A 26,575-nucleotide genomic window follows, 5' to 3' on the forward strand; every position below is an offset into this window, starting at 1 on the left:
AAATACCGGCGGCCCGGCTCCTGCCGGCCACACTCTTCTTTCCTATGCAGGCCCCCATGAACAACACGCCAGCCACGCCGCGCTCCCCGCATCCCGCGCTGGGCATCGCCGTTTTCCTGCTGATCGCGGTGATCGGCCTCTTCTACGTGAAGTGGTCACCCTATTACGACCGCGCCTTCGTCGCCGCCGAGACCCACTCCATCGGCAAGTCCATCCTCATGGGCACCGAGGCCAGCCCGCCGGCGCCCTCGCTGGGCGCCGCGCTCGACTACGCACTGGCCTACGGCAAGGCGATCTGGCAGGCCATGGTGCTGGGCCTGCTGCTGGGTTCGGCCGTGCAGGCCCTGCTGCCGCGCCGGTGGATCCTGCGCGCCCTCGGCGGCACGGGCCTGCGCAGCGTGGTGGCGGGCGGCCTGCTGTCCCTGCCCGCCATGATGTGCACCTGCTGCGCCGCCCCGGTGGTCGCGGGGCTGCGCAAATGCCAGGCGGCGCCGGGCAGCGCCGTCGCGTTCTGGCTGGGCAATACCGTACTCAATCCGGCCACGCTGATTTTCATGGGTTTCGTGCTGGGCTGGAACTGGGCGGGCCTGCGGCTGGCCCTAGGCATCGTGATGGTGTTCGGGCTGGGCTGGCTGCTGAACCGCATGAGCCAGGGCCGCCAGCGCACGTTCGAGGCCGGCCAGATCGACGCCATGCAATCCCGGGCCGACGCGGCCGATGTCGAGGAGCCCAATCCGTTCAAGCGCTGGATGCGCATCTGTGCCCGCATGACGCTGCGACTGGTGCCGGAATACATCGTGCTGGTGCTGCTGCTCGGCGCCGCGCGCGCCTGGCTGTTCCCTGAAGTCGGCGCTGGCGTCGACAACGATTTCCTGTGGATCCTGGGCCTGGCGCTGGCCGGGGCGCTGTTCGTCATTCCCACGGCGGGCGAAGTGCCCATCGTCCAGGCCATGCTGTCGCTGGGCATGGCCGCCGGCCCCGCGGCCGCGCTGATCATGACGCTGCCGCCCATCAGCCTGCCCTCGCTGGCCATGGTGGCCAAATCGTTCCGGCCCGCCGAACTGGCGGTGCTATTCGGTGGCGTGGTCGCACTCGGCCTGGCGGCCGGGGGCCTGGCGATCGCCTTCGGATTCTAGGGCCTGTAACGCTGCGCCGTACGCGCCGGCCGGCGCGCCGCCTTGCGCCGGCACATAGGCCGGGTCGCGCCGCAACGGCGTGGCCGTATAGCCGGGCGGTTCCCCGCCCGGGCCGCACAGGCGCCGGCCAAACGCCTGCCATAGGGTATGCGTGCCTGCGGTGAAGCCGATGTAGGCGGGCGCCACGCAATTGCCATCGCCGTAGGCGTCGCCCGACACCCAGCGCAGCCTGCTGGTGACCTCTGCCTCGGCGGGGATGGCCACCGTTTCGTTCCCGGCCCGCGCCGACCCATCGTCTTCATGGCGCATCCGCAGCCGTATCGGCTGCCGCTGGCCGTCCTGGAACTCCAGCACCGGCTGCGCCGGCACGCTGCAGGCCTGCGGGCCCAGGTTGCGCAGCACCAGCAGGGTGCCGGAGTGCGACATCCCGTTGAACCAGCCCCCCATGTCGTCCAGCCCCACGGAAAGCTGGGCGGCCAGGCAGGCACGGGGCGCCTGCGCCGCGCCGGAAGCGCCGGCCGGCGCATGCAGCAGCGCCCATGCCGCCATGGCGCCGAGTACGGCGCAGGCGCGCCAGCCGCCTGCCGCCCATGACCGGGAATTCACGCGTCTCGTCCTTTGCAGGCAAACCGTGCCTGCCTTCTATGCCCGAGGATACCGTGCCGCCGGACCGCTACGCCAGGGCGCTGCCCGGGCACGCGGCGACGCCTTGACAGTTCCTGACCGATACGGTTCACTAGCACCCGACGAACAATAACGATAATGAGACCAATTAACATTCAAACACAAAGAGGGATCATGCCACGCCCGACCCTGCCTCGCCTGAGCCTGGCCGTCGTCCTGGGAAGCCTGCCGGCCGCCACGCTCGCGCAGGCGCAGCCCGCGGTCACCACCCTGCCGGAAATCACGATCCAGTCGGAGGCCGTCGACGAGACTGCCACCGGCCCGGTATACGGCTACGCCGCCCGCCGCTCGGCCACCGCCACCAAGACCGACACGCCGCTGCTCGAGACGCCGCAATCCGTCACGGTGGTCACGCGCGACCAGATGGTCGACCAGGGCGCCACCAGCGTCCAGGAGGCGTTGGGCTACGCCGCCGGCGTGCGTTCGGACGCATACGGCCTGGACTCGCGCACCGATTCCGTGCGGGTGCGCGGCGCCTCGCCCGACACCTACCTCGACGGGCTGCGCCAGGCATTCGACTACTACACCAGCACCACGCGCACCGAACCCTATACGCTGGAGCGGCTGGAAGTGCTGCGCGGCCCCTCGGCCATGCTGTACGGCCAGGGCAGCACCGCCGGCATCGTCAACATGGTCAGCAAGCGCCCGCAGGACACCTTCCAGGGAGAGGTCGGCGTGCAGCTCGGCAACCACGATCGCAAGCAGATCCAGGCCGACCTGACAGGACCGCTCGATGCCGAGGGCAAGTGGCTGTATCGCATCGTCGCGCTCAAGCGCGACGCCGGCACGCAGGTGGACTATGTGGACGACGACCGCCTGGTGGTTGCGCCGTCCCTCACCTGGCGGCCCAGCGCCGCCACGCGGCTCACGCTGCAGGCCCTGTGGCAGGACGACGAATCGGGCTCGACCTCGCAGTTCCTGCCCTGGTCCGGCATGCGTACCTCCAATCCCAACGGACGCATCCCCACGCGCCGCTTCATCGGCGAGCCCGATCACGACCGCTACGACTCCGAGCGCCGCAGCTTCGGCTGGCTGTTCGAGCACGACTTCAACGACGACTGGTCGTTCCACCAGGGCTATCGGCACGCGCGCAACAAGGTCGACTACTTCTCGCACTACGCCGACTCGTTCACCCTGCCCGGCGGCTGGGCGGAAGACCCCATCGGCCAGCGCATCATCGGCCGCTACCAGGACAACAGCGTCACCGAAGTGCGCATGGACACGCTGGACCAGAACCTGCAGGGCAGGCTGCGCACGGGCAGCGTGACGCATGACCTGCTGCTGGGCCTGGACTGGTCGCACTACCGCCGCGAACGCGCCAGCGGCTTCGGCTACGACACCATCGATGCCTACGATCCGGTCTACGGCAACTACACGCCGGTCGAGCTGTCAGACGAGCCGCGCTTCCGGCTCCGGCAGACCGGCGTCTACCTGCAGGACCAGATGCGCATCGGCGACAGCTGGATCGTCACCGCGGGGCTGCGCCACGACCGCGCGCGCAGCAAGCTCGATGGCGGCCCCACCGAAAAAGCCCAGGCCACCACCCGGCGCCTGGGCGTCATGTACCTGGCCGGCAACGGCTGGGCGCCCTACGTCAGCTACAGCGAATCCTTCACGCCGGTGGCCAGCACCACCCGCAGCACGCCGCAGGGCGACGTGATCGAACTGTACGAGCCGCTGCGCGGCGAGCAATGGGAACTGGGCGTGAAGCACCAGTCGGACGACGGGCAGCGCCTTTTCACGGGCTCCGTCTACTACCTGAAGGAAGAGAACCGGCTGGTGCCCGACCCGAGCGGCGCGCTGAACAACATCCAGGCAGGCAAGACCCGCACCAAGGGCCTGGAGCTCGAATGGCGCGGCGCCCTCACCCCCACGGTGGACCTGATCGCGCACTACAACTACATCGACCTCGACCAGGAACTGGAAGGCATACCCCGCCACCAGGCCGCCGTCTGGGGCAAGTGGCGCTTCGCCGTGGGCAATGTGCACGGCTTCGCCCTGGGCACCGGCGTGCGCTGGATGAGCTCGTTCAAGGACGGCAACGCGCCCACCACCCGGGCCGTGGCCCTCTGGGATGGCATGCTCTCCTACGAGACCAGCCACTGGCGCTACGCGCTGAACGTGAACAACATCACCGACAAGGAATACGTCGCCACCTGCCTGTCGCGCGGCGACTGCTGGTACGGCCCGCGGCGCAGCGTGGTTGCGAGCGTGACGTACAAGTTCTAGCGCGGTTTTTTCATTACTGCTGGGACAGCACAACACTGCCATCCGGGCGCGGGATATCCGGCTACCTACGTGGAGCCTTGTAATTTTTTGCGTGACCCATAATAATTATGGGTATGCCGGATCGGCTCCCGATTCCTTTGAATGATGCCAACATGCTGCGCATCGTTCGCGATATTGCCCGGAACACTTCGAACGTGTTCATCACCGGGCACGCTAAACGACGAATGAAGGAGCGCCGCATTACGAGGACGCAGGTCTACGCCTGCCTGCGCCAGGGAACCGTCAGCGAGCCTGCTCATGAGGACATCGCGGGAGACTGGAAATGCACATTAGTGCACCGACACGCAGGCGATGAGGTGCACGTCGCTGCGGCTGTGAGAAAGGATGAAAACGGCGACTGGATTGCGGTTGTCACCGTGTTTTAACTGGAGGTGATGGCTATGTATCACTACACGGAATGCGGGCTCCGGAATGTATGGCTGGCCAACGGCTACACCGTTCGCGAGTTCGATGGCGAAGAAGCCATCTCGATCGATGATGCGGATGAGCTTCATCGGGTAATCGGTCGTTCGCTAGCATGCAAGCCGCGCCTCACTGGTTTGGAATTGCGGTTTCTGCGCAAGGAACTGGGGCTATCTCAGCGTCGGCTGGCCGAAATGCTGGGTACGACTGAGCAAACCGTTTCCCTTTGGGAGCGCAGGGGCCGCATGCCGACCGGCCTGGACCGCCTGTTTCGGGCACTGTATCTCGAGCATTTGGACGGAAACGTGAAAATCCAAGCAATGATCGATCGGCTCATAGAGCTAGATCGCCAGGAAGACGAACGCTTGGTGTTTGAGGATACGGCAGGCGGCTGGAAGAAGGCCGCCTGATACGACCGGTTCACAGATCGCAGGGATGCCCTCCAGTCGCCGCAACGCTTACGGGGCGTTCGGCTGGCTTGGGCGGTATCGGCCGGGACTATGCGGCCCGATTATGCACTGGCTGCCCTGTGAAAAAAGCCCCGCTGCATGCTGCGCGGGGCTTTTCTGGGGTTTTTCTGGGTTTTTCTGTTACTGCTGGAATAGCTCTTGGCGGAGACGGAGGGATTCGAACCCTCGATGCAGGTTTTTGCCCACATGCTCCCTTAGCAGGGGAGTACCTTCAACCACTCGGCCACGTCTCCGAAGAATCCAGGATTCTATCAGAAAATTCCGGCTTCATCGTGAAAGCCGGAATCCGGAACTGCTCAGGCCTTGGCGCCGGGCGCCTGGTCCAGGCCGAAGGCCTTGTGCAGGGCGCGCACCGCCAGTTCCATGTATTTGTCGTCGATGATCACCGAGGTCTTGATCTCGCTGGTGCTGATCATCTGGATGTTGATGCCTTCCTGCGACAGGGTCTGGAACATCAGGCTGGCCACGCCCACGTGCGAGCGCATGCCGATGCCGACGATGGAAACCTTGGCGACCTTCTCGTCGGTAACGAGTTCGCGGGCGCCCACGGCGGGCACGACCTCGCGCTTGAGCACGTCGACGGTGCGCTGGTATTCGTTGCGATTCACCGTGAACGAGAAGTCGGTGGTGCCGGCCACGGACTGGTTCTGCACGATCATGTCGACGTCGATGTTGGCCGCGGCCACGGGGCCGAGGATGGAGTAGGCGATGCCGGGCTTGTCGGGCACGGCCAGCAGGGTGATCTTGGCTTCGTCGCGGCTGAAGGCGATGCCGGAGACAACGGCGGCTTCCATTTTTTCGTCTTCCTCAAAAGTGATCAGGGTGCCCGAACGCATTTCCTCTTCGAGCGGCATGAGCGGGTCGGTGAGCGAGGACAGCACGCGGGTGGGCACGCGGTACTTGCCGGCGAACTCCACCGAGCGGATCTGCAGCACCTTGGAGCCCAGCGAAGCCATTTCGAGCATCTCTTCGAACGAGATCACCGACATGCGGCGTGCCTCGGGCACCACGCGCGGATCGGTGGTGTAGACGCCGTCGACGTCGGTGTAGATCAGGCATTCGTCGGCGCCGATGGCCGCCGCCACGGCCACGGCCGACGTGTCGGAGCCGCCGCGCCCCAACGTGGTGATGTGGCCGTCGTCGTCCATGCCCTGGAAGCCCGTGACCACGACCACGCGCCCGGCGTCGAGGTCGGCGCGGATGCGGGCGTCGTCGATGGAAGTGATGCGGGCCTTGGTGTAGGCGGAATCGGTGCGCACGGGCACCTGCCAGCCGGCATAGCTGCGCGCGGCCACGCCTTCGGCCTGCAGCGCCAGCGCCAGCAGGCCGCTGCTGGCCTGCTCGCCGGTGGCGGCGATCATGTCGAGCTCGCGGCCGTCGGGCTGCGGCGAGATCTCGCGCGCCAGGCCCAGGAGCCGGTTGGTTTCGCCTGCCATGGCCGACGGGACGACCACGACCTGGTGGCCGGCGGCGTGCCACTTTGCGACGCGGCGCGCCACGTTCTTGATGCGCTCGATCGAGCCCATCGAGGTACCGCCATATTTGTGAACGATGAGGGACATCTCGTACTCTGGCTGGACACCCGCCGCCATACCGGGACGGGCAAAGCTCACCATTTTAGCGCGATGCCGTCAGTTTGCCCTGGAACCGCCCTGTCAGCCCCCCTGCCCGGCCTCTTCCAGGCAGATCCGGCCCCGCACGCAGCGCACGAGATGACCGGCGTGGCGCAGGCACAGCGCGCGGTCATGCCCCAGCTGGTGCACCTGGCGCAATTGCCGCAGCAGTTCGCCCAGGCGGGCCTCGGTCGGCATGGGCACGCCCTGCACCGCCAGCCAATGGCGCAGCACCTGCGCCTGGCGCGGCGGCGACAGCTGCCGCCAGGCGGCAAGCGACAGGCTGCGGCCCGTTTCGTCCGGGTCCAGGCCCTGCAGGTCGGCGGCGGCCACCTCGTCCAGGATCTGTGCGGCCTCGGCCATCTGCCGGGCGTGGCGGGCAACGATGGCCTGCCAGCCGGGCCAGCGCGCGTCCAGCACCGGCGCGAGCTGCGTGCGCACGGCAGCGCGGGTGTAGCGGGGATCGGCGTTGGTGGGGTCGTCCGCCGCCTGCCAGCCGGTGGACTCGGCATGGGCCCGGGCGGCCTGCCGTATGGCCTGGCGCGGCAGGTCCAGCCAGGGCCGCAGGTATTGCACCCCGCCGCGCGCCATGGCGGGGGCCATGGCGGCCATGCCGTGCGGGCCGCTGCCGCGCAGCAGGCGCAGCAGCACGGTCTCGGCCTGGTCGTCGCGATGATGGGCCAGCAGCACGTGCGCCACGCCATGCCTTGCGGCCAGCGCGCCCAGGGCATGGTAGCGGGCATCGCGCGCCGCCGCCTCGATGCCCTTGCCCGTGCCCGCGGGCACGTCCACGCGCGCCACGTGCACCGCGGCGCCGAGCTGCCCGCCCAGCACCACCACCTGGGCGGCCCAGTGGTCCGCCATGGCCTGCAGGCCATGGTGCACGTGGAACAGCAGCAGCTCGCCAGCGCGTTCGCGCAGCGCATGCGCCGCGGCCAGCGCCAGCATGGCCGAGTCGGCCCCGCCGCTGGCGGCCACCGCCACGCGCCCGGGGATGCCGCGCAGCACGGGCCGCAGCGGCGCGATCAGCGCCGGCGGGCAGGCAGGCAAGGCGGGCGTGGAGGGCTGGGACATGGCGGCTGGGGGAGACGAGCGCGCCGGGCAAGGGGCGGCGCCGGCCGCCCCCGCAGGGTCAGGCGCGGACTTCCTGGAAGCGGCCGTACGACATCAGGCGCTGCAGGCGCTGCTCGACGAGCTGCTCGGGCGTCATGCCCTGCAGCTGGCGCAGGGCATCGCCCAGGGCGCGGCGCAGCAGGCGGGCCATGACGCGCGGATCGCGGTGGGCGCCGCCCACCGGCTCGTTGACCACGCGGTCGACCAGCCCGAGGTCCTTGAGGCGCGGCGCCGTGATGGCCAGCGCCTCGGCGGCGTCGGGCGCCTTGTCGGCGCTGCGCCACAGGATGGAGGCGCAGCCCTCGGGCGAGATCACGGAATAGGTGGCGTACTGCAGCATCAGCACGGCATTGCCCACGGCGATGGCCAGCGCCCCGCCCGAACCGCCTTCTCCGATCACGGTGCAGATCATCGGCACCTTGAGCTCGGCCATCACGTACAGGTTGTGCCCGATGGCCTCGGACTGGCCGCGCTCTTCGGCGCCGATGCCGGGATAGGCGCCCGGCGTATCGACGAAGGTGAAGATGGGCATGCCGAATTTCTCGGCCAGGCGCATCAGGCGCATCGCCTTGCGATAGCCCTCGGGCCGAGGCATGCCGAAGTTGCGCGCGGCGCGCTCCTTGGTGTCGCGGCCCTTCTGGTGGCCGATGACCATGCACGGCGTGCCGTTGAAGCGCGCCAGCCCGCCCACGATGGACTGGTCGTCGGCATACATGCGGTCGCCGTGCAGTTCGTGGAAGTCGGTGAAGATCTCGCGCACGTAGTCCAGCGTGTAGGGGCGCTGGGGATGCCGGGCCACCAGCGCGGTCTGCCACGGCGTGAGCTTGGCGTAGATCTCCTTGGCCAGCGTCTGGCTCTTCTGCTGCAGACGTCCGATCTCGTCGGAGATGTCCACGGCGGAGTCGGCCTGCACGTAGCGCAGCTGCTCGATCTTGTTCTCAAGCTCGGCCAGCGGTTGTTCGAATTCCAGGAAAGTATTGCGCATGTAGTGTGGTTCCGTTGAGGGACAACCGGCAATGGCGGGGGTCAGTACTGGACCGGGGTCGGTTCCAGGCTGCGCCACAGGTACCAGGTTGCCACGGTACGCCAGGGTTGCCAGGCCAGCGAGACCTCGCGGGCCTCGAAGCGCGAGACCGGCTCGCCGCTGAAATAGTGTAGCGAGATGGCCTTGAGCAACCCGAGGTCGTCCAGCGGCAGGACGTCCGGCCGCTGCAGATTGAAAATCAAAAACATCTCGGCTGTCCAGCGGCCGATGCCGCGGATCGCCACCAGCTCGGAGATGACGCTCTCGTCGTCCATGGCGGCCCACTTCTCGGGGCGCACCTTGCGCTGGCCGAAATGGACGGCGAGGTCCTGCACGTATTCGGCCTTGCGTTGCGACAGGCCGGCCTGCCTGAGGCCGTCGACGCCCACCTTGAGCACGGTGGCCGGGGTGGGCCGCTTGCCCACCGCGCCCAGGAACTTGCCCCACACCGCCTCGGCGGCCTTGGTGGAGATCTGCTGGCCGACGATGGCCCGCGCCAGGGTCACGAAGGGCGTCCCGCGCGACGTGAGCCATACCTCCTTGTGCAGCGGAATCAGCTTCTTCAGGATACGGTCGCGGCGCATCAGCTGGCCGACGGCTTCGTCCCAGTATTCAGGCTTGGCCACGACGAGATCGGCGTCCGGCGCCACGGCGGGCGGGGTCATGCGCGGCGCCATTGGGTCACGCCGCCCGGCTTGTCGTCGAGCTCGATGCCGGCCTCGCGCAGTTCGCCACGGATGCGATCCGCCTCGGCATAGTCGCGCGCCTGCTTGGCTGCCGCGCGCGCGGCGATGCGCGCCTCGATGGCAGCCGCGTCCAGGACGTGCGCGGGCGCGCCGTCCTGCCGGGCCGCGCCGGAATAGCGGGTGGGCGACTGGAAATAGGCCACCGGATCCTGCTGCAGCAGGCCCAGCAACCCGCCCAGCGCCTTCAGCTGGCCCGCGGCGCGCGCGCTGCCGCTGCGGTTGGCTTCGGTGGCCAGCTCGAACAGCGCCGCCACGGCGCCGGAGCTGTTGAAGTCGTCGTCCATGGCAGCCTTGAACGCCTGCGCCTGGGGCTCCGACCACTCGATACCCTGCGCATCGGCGGCCGTGTTCTGCAGCGCCTGGTACAGGCGGTCGAGCGCGTTCTGCGCATCGAGCAGATTGTCTGGCGTGTAGTTCTGGGGGCTGCGATAGTGATTGCGCACGATGAAGAACCGCAGCATCTCGGCCTCGCGCGGATTCGCCTGGTACGCAGCCTGCGCGTCCGCCGGGCTGCCCTGGGCAATCGTCTGGCGTATGGTGCGGAAGTTGCCCAGCGACTTCGACATCTTGTCGGCGTCCACCATCAGCGGGCCGCAGTGCATCCAGACGTTGGCCAGGCTGCCGCCGTAGGCGCCCTCGCTCTGGGCGATCTCGTTCTCGTGGTGCGGGAATTTCAGGTCGGGGCCGCCGCCGTGGATGTCCAGCGGCAGGCCCAGCAGCGCGCGGCTCATGGCCGAGCACTCGATGTGCCAGCCCGGCCGGCCCAGGCCATAGGGCGACTCCCACTTCGTGTCTTCGGGCTCTTCGGGCTTGGCCGATTTCCACAGCACGAAGTCCAGCGGATCGCGCTTGGCCGATCCCACCGCCACGCGCTCGCCGGCCCGCAGGTCGTCCAGCGACTTGCCCGACAGCTTGCCGTAGCCGGGAAAGCCCCGCACGGCGTAGTTCACGTCGCCGTCGTCGGCGCGGTAGGCCAGGCCCTTGCGCTCGAGCTGGCCGATGATGTCGACCATCTCGCCCACGTACTGGGTGGCGCGCGGCTCGTGGTCGGGCGGCTGCACGCCCAGCGCGCGCTCGTCGGCATGCATGGCGTCGATGTAGTAGGACGTGACCTCGCCGATGCGCCGGCCGGACTCCACCGCGCGGCGGATGATCTTGTCGTCGATGTCGGTGATGTTGCGCACGTACTCGACCTGCAGCCCGCTGGCGCGCAGCCAGCGCTGCACCACGTCGAAGGCCACCAGCATGCGGGCGTGGCCGAGATGGCAGTAGTCGTAGACCGTCATGCCGCACACGTACATGCGCACCCGCCCGGCTTCGGCCGGCTTGAAGGGTTCCTTGGTACGCGATAACGTGTTGTAGATGTGCAGCATGAAGCAGCTCGTCGGAAAGCTCGTTGCAGGGCTGTTTGCCCGGATCGCGGCGATGCCCGGCCGGCGCGGGCATGGCTCAGGGCGGGCCACCGGTGTCGCCCAGGGCCTGCCCTGGCGAATCTCCAGGCAAAACCCCGGCGGGATTCAGGGACGCGGGACTCGGAACGCCTGCGGCAGGCGCCCTGCATCCCGACTGATCGAGCCTGAAACGCAACCGGGGCTAAAATGGCGATCGACAAGTATAGCAAGCGGCCCGCTACGCGCAGCGTTCCCCGGAGGCCGACTTTCTTCCTACGGATGCCTTCGTGACCAACCTGCCGACTTTCCGCGCCGCCCTGCTGCTCCTGGCCCTGGCCGCCACGCCGGCCACCGCGCCGGCCCAATCCGTGGGCGCGGAATCGTCCTCGCCCAACCCGCACGCCAATACCACCAAGCTCGACCCCATCCCGCCCGAACGCGGCTGGAAGGGGCTGGCGAACCTGCTCGAAGCGCTCAAGCCCGGCGTGGACACGCGGCTGGACCCGACCCCGTCCCAGATCACCGACCATATCGAGGCCCGGCTCAACCGCGGCGACGCCGAGGGCGCACTGGCCATGATCGAACAGCGGCTGGCCGAACGGCAGGGCCAGCCCGGCACCGACGTCCAGCTGATGTTCCAGCATGCGCGCGCGCTGGCCGCACTGGGCCGCACCGAGGAAGCCATCGCCCTCTACACCGAAATGACCACGCGCTTTCCAGAACTCCCCGAGCCGTGGAACAATCTGGCCGCCCTGCATGCCGCGCGCGGCGAACTGGACCTCGCCCACGAGGCCCTGCGCATGGCGCTGCAGGCCAATCCCGACTACGCCGACGCGCGGGCCAACCTCGGAGACCTGCAACTCCTGATGGCCCTGCGCACGTACCGCCAGGCCAGCGACCACGGCGTGCCCGGCACGGGAGCGAAGGCCGAAGAAATCGAGAACCTGTTGAAGGAAAAATCGCCACGATGAGTCTGTTCCGCTCCCCCGCACAGATGCTGCGCCTGATGGCGTGCACGCTTGCGCTGGCCGCCGTGCTGCCGGTTTCCGCCGGCGCCCGGTCCGCACCCTCCTCCACCTCCACCACAGAAGGCACCTCCCACATGAGCACCGAACCCCGCGTCAAGCTGCAGACCAACTACGGCGAAATCGTCATCACCCTGGATGCCGAGAAGGCCCCCAAGACCGTCGAGAACTTCCTCGGCTACGTGAAGTCCGGCTTCTATGACGGCACCGTCTTCCATCGCGTGATCGACGGCTTCATGATCCAGGGCGGCGGCTTCGAACCGGGCATGAAGCAGAAGCCCACCCAGGCTCCCATCGAGAACGAAGCCAACAACGGCCTGAAGAACGACAAGTACACGCTCGCCATGGCGCGCACCAGCGATCCCCATTCCGCCACCGCGCAGTTCTTCATCAACGTGGCCGACAACGACTTCCTGAACTTCACCGCGCCCACGCCCAACGGCTGGGGCTACGCCGTGTTCGGCAAGGTCACCGGCGGCACCGACACGGTCGACAAGATCAAGGCCGTGAAGACCGGCAACAGCGGCTTCCACCAGAACGTCCCCGCCGAGGACGTGGTCATCGAGAAGGCCGAAGTCCTTGAATAAGCTTGTCCTGCCGGGGCCGCTGTGGCTGGCCTCCGACATGCACCTGGGGCCGGCCGTGCCGGCCACCCAGGAGGCCTTCGAGGCCTTCCTGCAAGCGGCGGCCGACGAGGCTGCGGCCCTGCTGCTGCCGGGCGACATCTTCGACGCCTGGATCGGCGACGACGTGATCCGCGCCGCGCCGCCGTGGCTGGCCCGGGCGCTCGCCGCGCTCAGGCAGGCCGCCTCCCGCATACCCGTGTACCTGGGGCGCGGGAACCGCGATTTCCTGATGGGCGAGGAGCTGGCACAGGCAGTGGGGGCACGGCTGCTGCCGGAACCCGTCCTGCTGGAAACCGACGCCGGCACGGTGCTGCTGTCCCACGGCGACGAATACTGCACCGACGACACGGCCTACCAGCAGTTCCGCGCCATGGTGCGCGATCCGCGCTGGCAGGCGGAGTTCCTGGCCCGCAGCATTCCCGAGCGTCTGCAGATGGCGCAGCAGGCACGCGGCGAGAGCCAGGCAGCCAACCAGGACAAATCCATGGAGATCATGGACGTCAATGCCGATGCCATCGCGGCAGCCTTCCGCGACAGCGGCGTGTCGCTCATGGTGCACGGCCATACCCATCGCCCCGGACGCCACGTGCTCGCGATCGATGGCCGCAAATGCGAGCGCTGGGTCCTGCCCGACTGGGAATGCGACCACGCCCGGCCCCCGCGCGGCGGCTGGCTGGCCATCGACCGCGACGGGCTGCAGTTCTATGACCTGGACGCCGCCGAGTAAGGCAGGCAATGGCAGCACCGGGGACGGCCGCATACGCGGCCGTTTCCCATTCAGCGCGGCGGTACGTGCGGCAGGAACGCCCCGGCCACTTCGAAATTGCAGGTTTCGCGCGCGATATCGATCACCGTGCTGAGCACCGGATTGATCACGCTTTTCTTGTAGACCGCATAGTAATTGATCGTCGGCAGGTCGGGCTGCACCTCCAGCTGTCGCAGGGCGCCTCGCGCCACCAGCGGCGCGAAATATGCCCCAGGCAGATAGCTGATGCCCAGGCCGAGCATGGCCAGCTGCGCCATCATCGCCAGGCTGTTGCAGGTGAGCACCCGCTTGACCGACAGGCCCTGTTCGGCGAACCAGGCGTCGTACAGATGCGAAAGCGCGGAGTTCGAGGGCTGGCTGATGACCGGGAAAGGCGCGAGGTCATGTGCGGAGAGCGGCTGGCCCGCCGGCAGGTCCAGGCGGGGGCTTGCCATCCAGACGTTGACCACCGCCCCCAACGGCACGCAGTCGTATTCGTAGCTCCAGAAGGGCCCCGGCATGATGGCCAGGTCCAGCTCGTCGCGCTCCAGGCGTTGGTACAGGGTAATGCCGCCGTCGATCTCCGGAAGCAGCTGCACCTTGGGATAGCGCTGGTTCAGATGGCCGATCATGCCCGCCAACGAAGTCAGCGCCACCAGCTCGGTCACGCCCAGCCGCACGCTGCCCTCGAAGCGCCCGGGATCGGCCATCTCGAGCACCATGCGGCTGTTGAGCTCGAGCATTTCGCGCGCACGCTCGAACAGCTTGCGACCATGCTGGGTCAGCACCAGCGACTTGGCGCGCCGTTCGAACAGCGGCGTCCCGGAGAAAGCCTCCAGCTCGCCTACCCGCTTGGCCACGGCAGACTGCGTGGCATGCAGTTTGCGCGACGATGCGCTGAAGCTGCCCAAGACTGCGCTCCAGTAGAACGCCTCGAGTTGCTTCAGGGTATACATGGCCGAATGGGACCTTTCGGAAAGCCCTACCATACCACTGGCCCCGGCCATGTGGGCGGGGCTCATGCGCCGTGATGCGCGATGATGTCCGCCAGGAAGCGCTGGGCGCGGGGATGCTGCGGAGCCGTGAAGAAGCGTTCCGGCGAAGCGATCTCGAGGACCTCGCCGGCGTCCATGAAGATGATGCGGTCGCTCACCTCGCGCGCGAAGCCCATTTCGTGCGTGACGCAGACCATGGTCATGCCGTCACGGGCCAGCGACTTCATCACCTGGAGCACCTCGCCGACCATTTCAGGGTCCAGCGCACTGGTGGGCTCGTCGAACAGCATGACCGGAGGCTTGAGCGCCAAGGCCCGCGCAATTGCCACACGCTGCTGTTGCCCGCCCGACAGCGCGCCGGGATAGGCCTCCGCCTTGTGCGCCATGCCGACGCGTTCGAGCAGCTCGCGCGCCGTTTTCTCGGCCTCGCGCCGTGGCGCCTTGAGGATCTGCACCGGCGCGTAGGTCACGTTGTCCAGCACGCTCATGTGGGGAAACAGATTGAACTGCTGGAACACGAATCCGATGCCGCGCCGCAGATGATTGATGTTGACGTTTCTGGCGTATATATCCTGGCCGTCGACGCGGATCGTGCCCTTGCCGATCGGCTCCAACCGGTTGATCGTCCGGATCAGCGTGGACTTGCCCGACCCCGACGGGCCGCAGACCACCAGCACTTCGCCGCGAGCGACCTCCAGATCGATATTCTTCAGCACATGATGTGCGCCATACCACTTGTTGACGCCTTCCAGTTTGATCATGATGGGACTCCTCGTTACGTCAGGCGGCCATGCTGCGGCTGCGACGTACCCAGCTCTCCAGCCAGGCCACGCTGCGGCTCAGGCTGAAGCAGACCAGGAAATAGATGATGGCCAGGATGCCGAAGACCTGCAACGGCTGCGTCAGCACCAGGTTGTTGACCTGGTTTGCGGCGAAAGTCAGTTCGTTGACGCTGATCACATAGCCCAGCGACGTTTCCTTGATCGTCGATACGAACTGGCTGGTCATGCTCGGCAGCACATTGAACAGGGCCTGGGGCAGCACCACCTTGCGCATGGTGGTCCAGTAGCCCACGCCCAGCGAGCGCGAGGCTTCGATCTGGCCTTTCGGAATGGCCTCGATGCCGGAGCGGATCACCTCGGAAAGATACGCGCTCTCGTATATGACCAACGCGCAGACCAGGGTCCAGAATCCGCTGATGGCCTCGCCCGTGAGCTTCGGCACGGCGAAATAGGCCCAGAAGATGAGCATCAGCAGCGGCATGCCGCGCACGGTGTTGACCAGCAGGCGGCTTGCCTGCGCGACCCAGCGATAGGGACTGACGCGCGCGATGGCGATCATGAGCGCCAGCGGCAGCGACAGCGCCAGGCCGAGCAGGGCCAGCAGCAGCGTAAGGGCCAGCCCGCCAAGGGGGCCGTTGGGATACTGTCCAACCAGCAACATTGGCCAGTATTCATTGAGGATATCAAGCACCGCGGCCTCCCTTGCCCAGGTTGTAGCGGGCATAGACGCGCGATCCGATGAACATCAGCAGAAACGACCCCAACAGGTACATGATGGTGGCGGCCCCGAAAGTCGCGAAGGTGCGGTAGGTTTCGTTCTCGATCTCGCGGGCCTGGTAGGTCAGCTCCACCACGCCGATCGCCATGGCCACGCTGGTGTTCTTGAACAGCAGCAGGGCCCGGCCGACCAGCGGCGGAATGGAAATGCGCAGGGCCTGCGGCACGATCACATGGCGCATGCACTGCAGGTAGGAGGAGCCGAGGGCGCGGGCCGCTTCGAACTGCGTGGCCGGAATGGCTCGCAGGCCGCTGCGTATGTCCTCGGCGATGTAGGCAGCCGACCCCAGTGCGAGCGCGATCGCGGCCAGGGACATCTCGGCGTCGTGTTCATACAGCCAGCCGCGCACGCCTTCGGGCAGCAGCTCGGGCATGCCGAAGTACCAGAACAGCACCTGCACCAGCAAGGGCACATTGCGGTGGTACTCGACATAGGCATCGACGAACCAGCGGCACGGCGCCACATTGGTACTGCGGATGACCACCAGCAGCACGGCCAGGCTGAAGGCCATCACCCAGGAAACCAGGAACAGCTGCACCGTGGTCAGCATGCCGTCGGCAAGCTGCAAAAGATAGTTTGCTTCTAGCAGAAACACGCGAAAACTCCGATATCGGCGCCGCTGGCCGCGGCGCCGGGATCCCGCCTCAGCCGGCGATGGGCGCGATCTTGAACGAGCGCTGCAGCTTGTAGGGCGTATCGGCGCCGAACCACTTCTCGAACAAGGCAACGGCTTCGCCCGAGGTCTCCGCCTCGTCCAGGATCCGGTTCACCGCCTCGATGAAACGGGGCTCGGACTTGCGCATGCCCAGCCCCCACGACTCGTCGAAGACCGACTTTCCGATGATGCTCACCGGCGCCGTGGGCGGGCTTTGCAGCTGCAGGCGCACCAGGACCAGTTCGGAAGCAAATTGCGCATCGACTTTCTTCTGCTGCAGGGCCAGGTACGCGGCCGAGCTGTCGGCAAAACCGAGCACCCTGGACTTGTCGAGGATGCGCTTGATCTCGCGCTCGGAGCTGGAGCCCTTGGTCGCGGCCACGCGGCGTCCATTTACCGATTCGATGGTGGTCAGGCCCGAATCCTTGCGTACCAGGAGCTTCTGCGGACTGACGTAGTAGGCGTGGCTGAAGGCGATCTGCTGCGCGCGCTCCGGTGAGTAGCCGAGGTTGGCCGCCAGAATGTCGACCCGGCCCTCGTTCAGCTCGGGCACCCGCGCAGCCACCGACAGCAGCTTGTAATTGACCTTCACACCCAGCTTGTCGGCGACCAGCTTGCACATGTCTACGTCATAGCCCACCACCGTGCGCGTGGCAGCATCCTGGAAGCTGAATGGCTGGGACGTGCCCAGGGTGCCGCAGACGAGCTCGCCGCGCGCCTTGATGTCGTCGAGCTGGTCGGCATGCGCCACGGTACCCAGCAGTCCGAGAGTGAGAATGGCCAGCAGTTTCATCATGAATCCCCTGTAGGTTGTAGAAGCGGCGGGCGGCGCCCGCCTGCGTTGCTCGCGCTCAGGCCAGGCGTTCGCACGCCGCGCGGATGGCCGCACAGCCTTGCCGGATGTCGTCCAGCGCAGCCGCAAAGGAAAGACGGAAGGTGCCCGGCACGCCATAGGGCGTGCCGTCGATGACGGCGACCCCGGCTTCGCGCAGGAGGTAATGCACGAAGTCCGTATCGGTCTCCACCACCGTGCCCTGTGGTGTGCGCTTGCCCAGCAGCCCCGAACAATCCGGAAACACGTAGAAGGCCCCTTCGGGCACCACCACCGACAGGCCGGGCGCGTCCTGCAGAGCGGCCACCGCGGCATCGCGGCGCGCCTTGTAGGTCCTGGCGAACTCTTCCACGCAATCCTGCGGCCCCGCCAGGGCCGCGGCGGCAGCAGCCTGGCTGATCGAGCTCGCGCCCGACGTGCTCTGCGATTGCAGGATCGCCATAGCCTTGATCAATTCGTCCGGGCCCGCGCCGTAGCCGATGCGCCAGCCGGTCATGGCATAGGCCTTGGACACACCATTGACCACGAGGGTGCGCGCGGCCAGTTCGGGAGCGATCTGCAACGGATGCACTGTCGGCGCATCGGTGAAGTTCAGCCGCGCGTAGATATCGTCGGTCATCAGCCAGACATGAGGATGGCGTTGCAGCACCGCGATCAGGCTGCGCCATTCATCCGCAGTGTAGATTGCGCCCGTGGGATTGCTTGGCGCGTTCATCAGGAGCCATTTGCTGCGCGGCGTGATGGCCGCCTCGAGCGCCTCGGGCGTGAGCTTGTACTGCGTGGCAGGCGTGGCCGCCACGGCCACCGGCACGCCACCGTTGACCAGCACCATGTCGGGATAGGAAACCCAGTACGGGGCGGGAATGATGACCTCGTCGCCCTCGTTCAGGGTGGCCGCCAGGCCGTTGTAGAGCACCTGCTTGGCACCGGTGCCCACGATGATGCGCGATTCGGGATAATCGACGCCGGTTTCCTCGCGCAGCCGGGAGCGGGCCGCGCGGCGCAGCGCCTGCGTTCCCTGCGCGGGGGGATACTTGGTCTCGCCGCGCTGCATCGCGGCTGCGGCAGCCTCGCAGATATGCGCCGGCGTGGCAAAGTCGGGTTCTCCGACCGTCAGGTCGATGATGCGGCGGCCTTCTTCGCGCAGCTGTGCGACGATGGCCCTGGTGGCGACGCTGGGCGAAAGCTTGATGCGCTTGATCTTGTCGGCGACGATGCTCATTGCGCGCCCCCGGTCTTCTCGGCGATCGTCCGGTCGACCCATGGCTTGGCATAGGTACCGGCGCGCAGTTGTTCCTTGGTCGACTGCTCCGCGGCCTCCTTGCCTCGCGCCGCGGCCAGGATAGCGGCGGCGTCGGCTGCCGGCACGGCCACCACGCCATCGGCATCGCCGACGATGACGTCGCCGGCGCAGACCACCTGGCCACCGATGCTCACCGGCACATTGATCTCGCCCGGACCGTCCTTGTAGGGCCCTTTGTGCGCCACGCCGCGGGCAAAGCAACCGAAATTGCCTTGCTGGAAGACATCCACGTCGCGCACGGCGCCGTCGATCACGAAGGCCAGCACGCCGCGCGACTCGGCATCCATGGCCATCAGCTCGCCGACCAGGGCATTGGTCGTGTCGCCGGCGCCGTCGACGACAATGATGTCGCCCGGCCCCGCCAGCGAAATCGCCTTGTGGATCATGAGATTGTCGCCAGGGCGCGTCTTGACGGTGACCGCGCGACCGGCGATGCGGGCCGCGCCCGCATGCAGGGCGCGCAATCCGCTGGCGCCATAGAGGCGGCCCATGCAGTCGCTGATCTGGGCCGTGCCGATCTCGGCGAATCCGGCGACGATCTCAGCCGCCACGGCAGGCTGAGGCAAGGGAAGAATACGAAAACCGATGGAACTCATGGGAATGGACACACGCCGTGCATGGAACAGGCGTGCATTACAAGGCCAGAGCCCCCGATCCTCAAAACGATATAAATTCGGACTCGTTCAGGAAAAAAATTCGTGCATCAATACGCCTAGGGTAAACCCTGATTCGTATCAGGCCCTGGCATACAGCCAGACGGCCACCAGGATGCCCAGCGCGATCCGGTACCAAGCAAATACGCGGTACGTGTGGTTGGCGACGAAGCGCAGCACGGCGCGCACCACCACCAGCGCGCTCAGGAACGCGGCCACGAAGCCCACGGCGATCCCGGAAAGATCTTGCCGGGTGAGCAGGTCGATGTTGCGGTACATGTCGTAGACCGCCGCGCCCAGCATGGTGGGCATGGCCAGGAAGAACGAGAATTCCGTGGCGGTCTTGCGCTGGATGCCGGCGATCATGCCGCCGATGATGGTGGCCCCCGAGCGCGAAGTGCCGGGGATCATGGCCACGCACTGGGCCACGCCCACGCCCAGCGCCTGCTTCCAGCTGATCTGCTCCAGTGTGTGCGCCGTGGCGCGCTGCTCGGACGCCGAATCATCGGCCGCGCCGGGCGCATCGCCGGGCGTGAGATGCGTGCGCCGCTCCACCCACAGCATGATCAGCCCTCCCAGCACCAGCGTCGTGGCCACCACGCCGGGATGGTAGAAAAGCTGCTTGATGGCGGAGATGAAGATCGCCCCGATCACGGCCGCCGGCAGGAAGGCCAGCAGCAGGTTGCGGGTGAACATCACCTCCTGGCGCACGCCGGTGAGCGTGCCGTGGATCAGTTGCCAGAGCCGGGCGCGGAAGATCCACATGACCGCCAGGATGGATCCCAGCTGGATCACCACCTCGAACACCTTGCCGGTGCCGGATTCGAAGCTGATCCAGTCGCCCACCAGGATGAGGTGGCCCGTGCTGGAAACCGGGATGAACTCGGTAAGCCCTTCGAGGATGCCGAGAAAAAAGGCCTTGATGAGGTATACGGTGCTGTCTGTCACGTTGAGGCTGGCAGGGGGTTATTCGGCATCGGTGCCGGCGCCGGCATTCTCGTCCGGCTCTTCGAAGGGGCGCTGCTCCACCCGGACCGAGGCGATGCGCCGGCCGTCCAGCTCGAGGACCTCGAAGCGGAAGCGCGCATGGGGCGCCTCGAACTCGCAGGCATCGCCGGGCTTGGGCAGGTGGCCGAAGCGCGCCAGGAGGTAGCCGGCCAGCGTGGAGTAGTCCTGGGATTCGTCGATCAGGCCTTCGATCTCCAGCACCTGCTCCACGTGGTGGAGGTCGGCGGCGCCGTCGATGCGCCATACGCCCTCGCGCTCGGGCACGATGTCGGGCAGCTCGTCCTCGTCGGGGAATTCGCCCGCGATGGCTTCGAACACGTCGATCGGCGTGACCAGGCCCTCGATGGCGCCGAATTCGTCGGCCACCAGCACCAGCTGGCCGCGCGAACGCTTGAGCGTGTCCATCAGGCGCAGGATGCCGATGGACTCGTGCACGATGATGGGATCGCGCAGCCTGCTGCGGCGGATGCGGCCCTCGGTGATGAGGTCGGAGATGAGGTCCTTGGCGCGGCCTATGCCCACGATCTCGTCGAGCGAGCCGCTGCAGACCGGAAAGAAACTGTGCGGGGCCGAGATGAGCTGCTCGCGGATGGTGTCGGCGTCGTCGTCGATATTGACCCACGACACATCGGTGCGCGGCGTCATGATCGAGCGGATGTTGCGCTCGGCCAGCGTCAGCACGCCGCTCACCATGTTGCGCTCTTCCACCCCGAACGCCTGCACCGCCGGCTCCTCGGCGGCCGGCAGGTCGGGTTCGTCGCCGGCCGGCGGGCGCTTGCCCAGCATGCGCAGCACGGCGGTGGCCGTGCGTTCGCGCATGGGGCGGCGGGCATCCAGCTTGAGCAGGTTGCGCCGCGCCACCTGGTTCAGGGCCTCGATGGCCACGGAGAAGCCGATGGCCGCGTACAGGTAGCCCTTGGGCACCTTGAAGCCGAAGGCCTCGGCCAGCAGCGAGAAGCCGATCATGAGCAGGAAGCCCAGGCACAGCACCACCACCGTGGGATGGGCATTGACGAAGCGCGTGAGGGGCTTGGAGGCCAGCAGCATGATACCGATGGCGATGACCACTGCGATCATCATGATGGCCAGGTGATCCACCATGCCCACGGCCGTGATGACCGAATCGAGCGAGAACACGGCGTCCAGCACGACGATCTGCGTGACGATCACCCAGAAGCTGGCATAGACCCGCGAACCGCTGGTGCCGACCTGCTGCCCGCCCTCGAGGCGCTCGTGCAGCTCCATCGTGCCCTTGAACAGCAGGAACAGTCCGCCCAGCATGAGGATCAGGTCGCGCCCGGAGAACGAGGCCGGGCCTATCGAGAACAGGGGCTCGGTGAGCGTCACGAGCCACGACATGACGGACAGCAGGCCCAGCCGCATCACCAGGGCCAGGCTCAGGCCCACGATGCGCGCGCGATCGCGCTGCGCGGGGGGCAGCTTGTCTGCAAGAATCGCAATGAAGATGAGGTTGTCGATGCCCAGGACGATCTCGAGCACGACAAGCGTAAGCAGGCCGACCCACGCAGCGGGGTCAAGCATCCACTCCATCAGGAGCTCCGGTAGTTGTGGAACCGACAATCGTACAGGAAATTACATTGCAGCCCGGCCGCAGAACCCCGTGAAATCCCGCGCAATCGCGGCAAAATCCGGCCCCATGCGTGCAAAAGCCGGCCACGCGGACCGGCTCGGGAAACCGACGGGCGGGGCGCCGTCAGGCCGGCCTGGCCTGCAGGCTGCCCAGCATCTGGGTGAACACCTTGGGGCTGGCGGCCAGCACGTTGCCCGATTGCATCCAGCCCTGCTCGCCCTCGAAATCGGCCACCAGGCCGCCTGCCTCCAGGACCAGCAGGCTGCCCGCGGCCACGTCCCAGGCCTTGAGCCCCACGCCGCAGAATCCGTCGAGGCGGCCCGCAGCCACATAGGCCAGGTCCAGCACCGTGGAGCCCTGGCGGCGCAGCCCGGCGCTGCCCTCGGCCATGGCACGGAAACGCGGGGCGCCCGCCTGCGGCTCGGCCGAGCCGGGCCAGTGCGCGCCCAGCAGCGCCTCGTGATAGCGCGACCGGCCCGACACGCGCACCCGGCGGTCGTTCAGGAAGGTGCCGCTGCCGCGGCTGGCGGTGAAGAGCTCGTTGCGGGCCGGGTCGTACACCACGGCCTGCGTGACCTGGCCGCGATGCAGCAGCGCGATGGACACCGCATAGGTGGGCAGGCCATGTATGAAGTTGGTGGTGCCGTCGAGCGGGTCGACGATCCACTGGAACTCGGCCTGGTCCGGGCCCTGCAGGCCGAGCTCCTCGCCCAGCACGGCGTGGTCGGGATAGGCCGTGCGCAGCGCCTCGACGATGGCCTCCTCGGAGGCGCGGTCGACTTCCGTGACATAATCTCGCGGCCCCTTGCGCGCCACATTGAGGCGTTCGAGGTCGAGACTGGCGCGGTTGATGATGGTGCCGGCACGCCGGGCCGCCTTGATGGCGGTATTGAGCATCGGATGCATAGAATTCCGTACGGAGCAGTAAGGGGCCGTGGCCTGGAGAACCTGCCGGAACCCGCCGGTGTCAGACACCGCCGCGCTCGCGAAAGTGCCTCGCACAGACGGGCGGCAACCAGGAAAGCACTAAGCCAAACATGGCATTTTAAATGACTCAGGCATTTTCACGCGTGCGCTTCATCATGGTCCAGCCCAGCCACCCCGGAAACGTGGGTTCGGCGGCGCGGGCGATCAAGACCATGGGTTTCGCCGAACTGGTGCTGGTGGAGCCCCGCCAGCCCGACATGACGGCCCAGCCGGAGGCCGTGGCGCTGGCAAGCGGCGCCGTCGACGTGCTGGAGCGCGCCCAGGTATGCGCCACGCTGGAAGAGGCGCTGGCGCCCGTCACCCTGGCCTTCGCGCTCACGGCACGCGTGCGCGATCTCGGCCCCCCGCCCTGCGACATCCGCGAGGCCGCCGAACTCGCCGCGGGCCATCTCGACGCCGCCGGCCATGGCTGCGTGGCGGTCGTGCTGGGCACCGAACGCGCCGGCCTCACGAACGCGCACATCTCGCTGTGCCATCGCATCTGCCATATTCCGGCCAACCCGGAATACAGCTCGCTGAACGTGGCCCAGGCGCTGCAGCTGGCGGCCTGGGAGCTGCGCTACGCGCTGCTGCGCGCCAGCGCCACGCCCCTGCTGCCGCCCACCCTGCCCGGCTCCGCGGATCCGGGCGCGGAACCGGCGCCCGCACAGGCCGTGCAGGCACTGCTGGCGCACTGGGAAGAGGCCCTGGTGGCGGTGAAATTCCTGGATCCGGCCCATCCCAAGAAACTGATGCCGCGCATGCGGCATCTGTTCAATCGCCAGGCCCTGACGCGCGACGAGGTCGACATGCTGCGCGGCGTGTGCACCGCCATGCTGGCCACGGCGCGCCGCCGCACAGGCGAGTGAGCTTCCGGCGGCGAGCCGCCTTGCGGCGCCCCGGGGGCTGCCGCAAGGCGCCATCGCACGACCGTCAGTCGACCGTTGCGCCCGAGGCCTTGACCACGGGAGCCCAGGTCTCGACTTCCGACTTGATGAAGGCGCCGAATTCGGCGGGCGTGGTCTTCTGCCCCACGGCGCCCAGCTTCTCGTAGGCTGTCTTGACCTCGGGCTGGTCCAGCGCCTTGTTCATGGCGGCATTGAGCTTCTGGATCACTTCCGGCGGCGTGCCGGCCGGCGCAAGCATGCCGAACCACGAAGACACGTCGAACTTGTCGTAGCCCAGTTCCTGCATGGTGGGCAGGTCGGGCGCGCTGGGCGAGCGCTGCGACGTGGTGACCGCCAGGGCACGCAGCTTGCCGCTCTGCGCATGGGGCCAGGCCGACGGCATGTTGTCGAACATGAACTGCACCTGGCCGCCGATCAGGTCGGTGATGGCCGGGGCGCTGCCCTTGTACGGCACGTGCAGCACGTCGATGCCGGTGCGCATCTTGAACAGCTCGCCCGCCATGTGGATGGACGTGCCGCTGCCCGACGAGGCGAACGCCAGCTTGCCCGGATTGGACTTGGCGTACGCCACCAGTTCCTGCACCGACTTGGCCGGCACCTGGGGATTGAGCACCAGGATGTTGGGCACCTTGGCACCCAGCGCCACGGGCGCGAAATCCTTGACCAGGTCGAAGTTGATGTTCTTGTACAGCGTCTGGTTGATCGCGCTGGTGACCGCGACGAACAGCATCGTGTAGCCGTCGGGTTCGGCGCGCGCGACCAGGTCGGTGGCGATGTTGCTGCCGGCGCCCGGGCGGTTCTCGACCACGAACGACTGGCCCAGCTCCTGGGTGAGCTCCTTGGCCATGATGCGCGCGATCACGTCGGTGGTGCCGCCGGCGGAGAAGCCGACGACGATGCGCACCGGTTTGTCGGGGTAGGCGGCGCTGGCGGGGGCCAGGAAGGCGAAGGTGGTGCAGAGGCCGGCGATCAGGCCGGCGACGACGCGACCGAGACGAGGCTGGTGACCCAGTGTCATGGGATTGTCTCCGTAGGAAATGTCCGTAGAATGGACGTCTAAAAATGGTTTTCCGTGATTGTGGACGAGTTGTATCCAACCTGTAAATCAGGAGTCCGCAGCATGGACACTTCAAGGTTGCTTCCCTTCCACTCCCTTACCGCACCCGAGGCCTTCCTTCATGCCAGAAAACGACCGCGCGGCCGCCGGGCCGCGTACGCTGAGGCGCGGGCTCACGGTGCTTGCCACCCTGCGCGACTGCGGCCCCGCCGGGCTGAGCGTCACCGACATCGCCCGCACCACGGGCATCCAGCGGCCCACGATCTACCGGCTGCTTGCGGCCCTGCTCGACGCGGGCCTGGTATCGCCGGTGGAAGGCTCGAAGCGCTACCGCGCCCAGCTGTCGGCCGAAGCCGACCTGACCCCGCCGGATCCGCGCGTGCGGCAGATGCTGCCGATGCTGCGGCGCCTGGCGGAACGCACCGGCGACGCGGTCTTCCTCGTGGTGCGCGATGGCGACGAATCCGTCAGCCTGCACCGGGAGATCGGCGGCTACCCCGTGCAGATCCTCGCCACCTATGCCGGCAAGCGGCAGCCCCTGGGCGTGGGCTCGGGCGGCATGGCGCTGCTGGCCGCCCTGCCCGACGAAGAGGCGCACGGCATCGTGGAGCGCAATGCGGCGCGCCTCGACGAATTCGGGGGGATGACGCCGCACGAAATGCTGCGGCTGATCGACAACACGCGGGCGCGGGGCTATTCGGTGGTGGGCAACCACGCCGTGCGCGGCGCCCTGGGCGTGGGCTGCGCCCTGCTCGACGCCGCAGGGGCGCCCGTGCTGGCGGTCAGCGTCACGGCCATCATCGACCGCATGCCGGCGCAGCGCCAGCGCGAGATCGCCGGCTGGATCAAGGCGGAGCTGGCCGGACTGGCGCCGCGCTGAAGCGCGGCACGGCAACGCATCAGCCGACGTTGGCCGACTTCGGCGCCACGGTCACGTTCTGCACCTCGCGCACCTGCACGGGCGCCTTGAAGCCCGCCTCGTCCAGCGTCTTGCGGATGCGCTGCATCAGGTCCCAGCGCAGGTCCCAGTAGTCGGCCGACTGCGCCCACACGCGCACATTGACCACGGTGCCGTTGTCCTTGTATTCCATGGCCATCACCTCGGGCTTGGGGCTGGCCTCCACCTTCGGATGCTCGGCAACCAGCTTGCGCAAGGCCGCCAGCGCCGTATCCAGGTCGTCGCCATAGTGCACGGTGACCGGCAGGTCCAGGCGCCGCGTCCGGTTGCGGCTGTAGTTGATGATGGTCGCGTTCCAGACGGTGCTGTTGGGCAGCGTCTGCACGATGCCGTCGAACTTCACCAGCCGGGTCAGGAACAGGCCGACCTCGTCCACCGTGCCCTCGGATCCCGAGCTCAGCGCCACGTATTCGCCGGCGCGCAGCGGACGCAGGATGATCAGCATGATGCCGGCGGCGATGTTCTGCAGCGTGCCCTGCAGCGCCAGGCCCACGGCCAGGCCGGCCGCGCCCAGCACCGCGATCAGGCTCGCGGTCTGGACGCCGAAGCGGGCCAGCACCGCGATCACGGTGAACACGCGCACCGCCCAGACCACGGTGGTCTGGAACATCGGCACGATGGTCGGATCCACGCGGGACGATCGCTGGGCCGCCCGCCGCACCCAGCGGCCCAGCAGCGCCGATACCCACCAGCCTATGACCAGGATCAGCAGGGCAACCAGCAGGTTCACCCCCATGTCGAAAAAGCGCGGCATCAGCTCCGCCACGCCGTTCCAGGCTGCGTCCATGGAATCTCCTCGTAGAAATGCCGCCGCGCAGGATGCGT

Annotated in this window: 27 protein-coding genes and 1 tRNA gene; 9 read left to right on the top strand and 19 right to left on the bottom strand. The window is 67.4% G+C overall.

The genetic code is table 11. The features are described from left to right. Positions 1-44 precede the first annotated feature (44 nt). Entirely contained in the window at positions 45-1,136 is a 1,092-nt protein-coding gene (locus ACYBYQ_RS14635; RefSeq protein ID WP_459614952.1) for a permease, read from the top strand. Here the strand turns inward: ACYBYQ_RS14635 and ACYBYQ_RS14640 are convergent. Continuing rightward, a complete protein-coding gene (locus ACYBYQ_RS14640) occupies positions 1,071-1,742 on the bottom strand; it encodes a DUF4232 domain-containing protein (RefSeq protein WP_459614953.1) in 672 nt (223 codons plus the stop codon). The genes ACYBYQ_RS14635 and ACYBYQ_RS14640 overlap by 66 nt on opposite strands. A 192-nt stretch (positions 1,743-1,934) precedes the next feature. Here ACYBYQ_RS14640 and ACYBYQ_RS14645 point away from each other — a divergent pair, with 192 nt between their 5' ends. The 3 genes from ACYBYQ_RS14645 to ACYBYQ_RS14655 all read left to right on the top strand — a co-directional run bounded on the left by ACYBYQ_RS14645 (position 1,935) and on the right by ACYBYQ_RS14655 (position 4,921). Continuing rightward, a complete protein-coding gene (locus tag ACYBYQ_RS14645; protein WP_459614955.1) occupies positions 1,935-4,049 on the top strand; it encodes a TonB-dependent siderophore receptor in 2,115 nt (704 codons plus the stop codon). Between the two features lie 152 nt (positions 4,050-4,201). Beyond that, entirely contained in the window at positions 4,202-4,474 is a 273-nt protein-coding gene (locus ACYBYQ_RS14650; protein WP_459614956.1) for a DUF4258 domain-containing protein, read from the top strand. A gap of 15 nt (positions 4,475-4,489) precedes the next feature. Next, positions 4,490-4,921: a helix-turn-helix domain-containing protein gene (locus tag ACYBYQ_RS14655; RefSeq protein ID WP_459614957.1), complete on the top strand. Its 432-nt coding sequence runs from the start codon at positions 4,490-4,492 to the stop codon at positions 4,919-4,921. 199 nt (positions 4,922-5,120) lie between these two features. On the opposite strand, the gene ACYBYQ_RS14660 is transcribed toward ACYBYQ_RS14655, so the two are convergent. The 6 genes from ACYBYQ_RS14660 to cysS all read right to left on the bottom strand — a co-directional run bounded on the left by ACYBYQ_RS14660 (position 5,121) and on the right by cysS (position 10,850). Next, positions 5,121-5,214: transfer RNA gene (locus tag ACYBYQ_RS14660), tRNA-Ser, on the bottom strand. A gap of 63 nt (positions 5,215-5,277) precedes the next feature. After that, complete coding sequence (locus tag ACYBYQ_RS14665) at positions 5,278-6,543, bottom strand: aspartate kinase (protein ID WP_459614958.1); 1,266 nt, start codon at positions 6,541-6,543, stop codon at positions 5,278-5,280. 93 nt (positions 6,544-6,636) lie between these two features. Then, positions 6,637-7,668, bottom strand: a complete 1,032-nt coding sequence (gene tilS / locus ACYBYQ_RS14670) for a tRNA lysidine(34) synthetase TilS (protein WP_459614959.1) — start codon at positions 7,666-7,668, stop codon at positions 6,637-6,639. 58 nt (positions 7,669-7,726) lie between these two features. Beyond that, positions 7,727-8,692: an acetyl-CoA carboxylase carboxyltransferase subunit alpha gene (locus tag ACYBYQ_RS14675; protein WP_459614960.1), complete on the bottom strand. Its 966-nt coding sequence runs from the start codon at positions 8,690-8,692 to the stop codon at positions 7,727-7,729. A 41-nt stretch (positions 8,693-8,733) separates the two neighbouring features. Continuing rightward, positions 8,734-9,396, bottom strand: a complete 663-nt coding sequence (locus tag ACYBYQ_RS14680; RefSeq protein ID WP_459614961.1) for a DNA-3-methyladenine glycosylase family protein — start codon at positions 9,394-9,396, stop codon at positions 8,734-8,736. Then, complete coding sequence (gene cysS / locus ACYBYQ_RS14685) at positions 9,393-10,850, bottom strand: cysteine--tRNA ligase (RefSeq protein ID WP_459614962.1); 1,458 nt, start codon at positions 10,848-10,850, stop codon at positions 9,393-9,395. The genes ACYBYQ_RS14680 and cysS overlap by 4 nt, the downstream gene beginning before the upstream one ends. 305 nt (positions 10,851-11,155) lie before the next feature. On the opposite strand from cysS, the gene ACYBYQ_RS14690 reads away from it, so the two are divergent. The 3 genes from ACYBYQ_RS14690 to ACYBYQ_RS14700 all read left to right on the top strand — a co-directional run bounded on the left by ACYBYQ_RS14690 (position 11,156) and on the right by ACYBYQ_RS14700 (position 13,246). Next, a complete protein-coding gene (locus ACYBYQ_RS14690) occupies positions 11,156-11,839 on the top strand; it encodes a tetratricopeptide repeat protein (RefSeq protein ID WP_459614964.1) in 684 nt (227 codons plus the stop codon). A gap of 131 nt (positions 11,840-11,970) precedes the next feature. Next, positions 11,971-12,480: a peptidylprolyl isomerase gene (locus tag ACYBYQ_RS14695; protein WP_459618796.1), complete on the top strand. Its 510-nt coding sequence runs from the start codon at positions 11,971-11,973 to the stop codon at positions 12,478-12,480. Continuing rightward, positions 12,473-13,246: a UDP-2,3-diacylglucosamine diphosphatase gene (locus ACYBYQ_RS14700; RefSeq protein WP_459614966.1), complete on the top strand. Its 774-nt coding sequence runs from the start codon at positions 12,473-12,475 to the stop codon at positions 13,244-13,246. Before ACYBYQ_RS14695 ends, ACYBYQ_RS14700 begins: the two co-directional genes overlap by 8 nt. A gap of 50 nt (positions 13,247-13,296) precedes the next feature. Here ACYBYQ_RS14700 and ACYBYQ_RS14705 read toward each other — a convergent pair whose 3' ends face one another. From ACYBYQ_RS14705 to ACYBYQ_RS14750, 10 genes are all read right to left on the bottom strand, one after another. After that, positions 13,297-14,220 (bottom strand): LysR family transcriptional regulator, encoded by a 924-nt coding sequence (locus ACYBYQ_RS14705; RefSeq protein WP_459614967.1) that lies wholly within the window; start codon positions 14,218-14,220, stop codon positions 13,297-13,299. 62 nt (positions 14,221-14,282) lie between these two features. Next, entirely contained in the window at positions 14,283-15,020 is a 738-nt protein-coding gene (locus ACYBYQ_RS14710; RefSeq protein WP_459614969.1) for an amino acid ABC transporter ATP-binding protein, read from the bottom strand. Between the two features lie 19 nt (positions 15,021-15,039). Further along, positions 15,040-15,732 carry an amino acid ABC transporter permease gene (locus ACYBYQ_RS14715; protein ID WP_459614971.1) on the bottom strand — a complete coding sequence of 231 codons (693 nt, stop codon included), beginning with the start codon at positions 15,730-15,732 and terminating at the stop codon, positions 15,040-15,042. Beyond that, a complete protein-coding gene (locus ACYBYQ_RS14720; protein WP_459614972.1) occupies positions 15,725-16,414 on the bottom strand; it encodes an amino acid ABC transporter permease in 690 nt (229 codons plus the stop codon). Before ACYBYQ_RS14720 ends, ACYBYQ_RS14715 begins: the two co-directional genes overlap by 8 nt. Positions 16,415-16,463: 49 nt before the next feature. Continuing rightward, a complete protein-coding gene (locus ACYBYQ_RS14725) occupies positions 16,464-17,270 on the bottom strand; it encodes an ABC transporter substrate-binding protein (RefSeq protein ID WP_459614974.1) in 807 nt (268 codons plus the stop codon). Between the two features lie 55 nt (positions 17,271-17,325). Further along, complete coding sequence (locus ACYBYQ_RS14730) at positions 17,326-18,528, bottom strand: aminotransferase class I/II-fold pyridoxal phosphate-dependent enzyme (RefSeq protein ID WP_459614975.1); 1,203 nt, start codon at positions 18,526-18,528, stop codon at positions 17,326-17,328. Beyond that, the gene (locus ACYBYQ_RS14735; RefSeq protein ID WP_459614976.1) at positions 18,525-19,205 is read right to left on the bottom strand and encodes an RraA family protein; all 681 of its coding nucleotides are present in this window, start codon (positions 19,203-19,205) and stop codon (positions 18,525-18,527) included. Before ACYBYQ_RS14735 ends, ACYBYQ_RS14730 begins: the two co-directional genes overlap by 4 nt. Positions 19,206-19,343: 138 nt before the next feature. After that, positions 19,344-20,210, bottom strand: coding sequence for an undecaprenyl-diphosphate phosphatase (locus ACYBYQ_RS14740; protein WP_459614978.1), 867 nt, complete (start codon positions 20,208-20,210; stop codon positions 19,344-19,346). Between the two features lie 18 nt (positions 20,211-20,228). After that, a complete protein-coding gene (locus ACYBYQ_RS14745; protein ID WP_459614980.1) occupies positions 20,229-21,821 on the bottom strand; it encodes a TerC family protein in 1,593 nt (530 codons plus the stop codon). A 163-nt stretch (positions 21,822-21,984) separates the two neighbouring features. Next, the gene (locus tag ACYBYQ_RS14750; RefSeq protein WP_459614982.1) at positions 21,985-22,767 is read right to left on the bottom strand and encodes an inositol monophosphatase family protein; all 783 of its coding nucleotides are present in this window, start codon (positions 22,765-22,767) and stop codon (positions 21,985-21,987) included. Positions 22,768-22,910: 143 nt separating this feature from the next. On the opposite strand from ACYBYQ_RS14750, the gene ACYBYQ_RS14755 reads away from it, so the two are divergent. After that, a complete protein-coding gene (locus tag ACYBYQ_RS14755; RefSeq protein ID WP_459614984.1) occupies positions 22,911-23,696 on the top strand; it encodes an RNA methyltransferase in 786 nt (261 codons plus the stop codon). Between the two features lie 64 nt (positions 23,697-23,760). On the opposite strand, the gene ACYBYQ_RS14760 is transcribed toward ACYBYQ_RS14755, so the two are convergent. After that, a complete protein-coding gene (locus tag ACYBYQ_RS14760) occupies positions 23,761-24,753 on the bottom strand; it encodes a Bug family tripartite tricarboxylate transporter substrate binding protein (RefSeq protein ID WP_459614985.1) in 993 nt (330 codons plus the stop codon). A 160-nt stretch (positions 24,754-24,913) separates the two neighbouring features. Here ACYBYQ_RS14760 and ACYBYQ_RS14765 point away from each other — a divergent pair, with 160 nt between their 5' ends. Next, on the top strand, positions 24,914-25,672 hold the full coding sequence (locus tag ACYBYQ_RS14765) for an IclR family transcriptional regulator (RefSeq protein WP_459614987.1): 759 nt from the start codon (positions 24,914-24,916) through the stop codon (positions 25,670-25,672). Between the two features lie 19 nt (positions 25,673-25,691). Here the strand turns inward: ACYBYQ_RS14765 and ACYBYQ_RS14770 are convergent, their stop codons facing one another. Then, entirely contained in the window at positions 25,692-26,537 is an 846-nt protein-coding gene (locus tag ACYBYQ_RS14770; RefSeq protein WP_459614988.1) for a mechanosensitive ion channel family protein, read from the bottom strand. Positions 26,538-26,575: the final 38 nt, after the last annotated feature.

The sequence above is a fragment of the Bordetella sp. 2513F2 genome, from assembly GCF_054642735.1.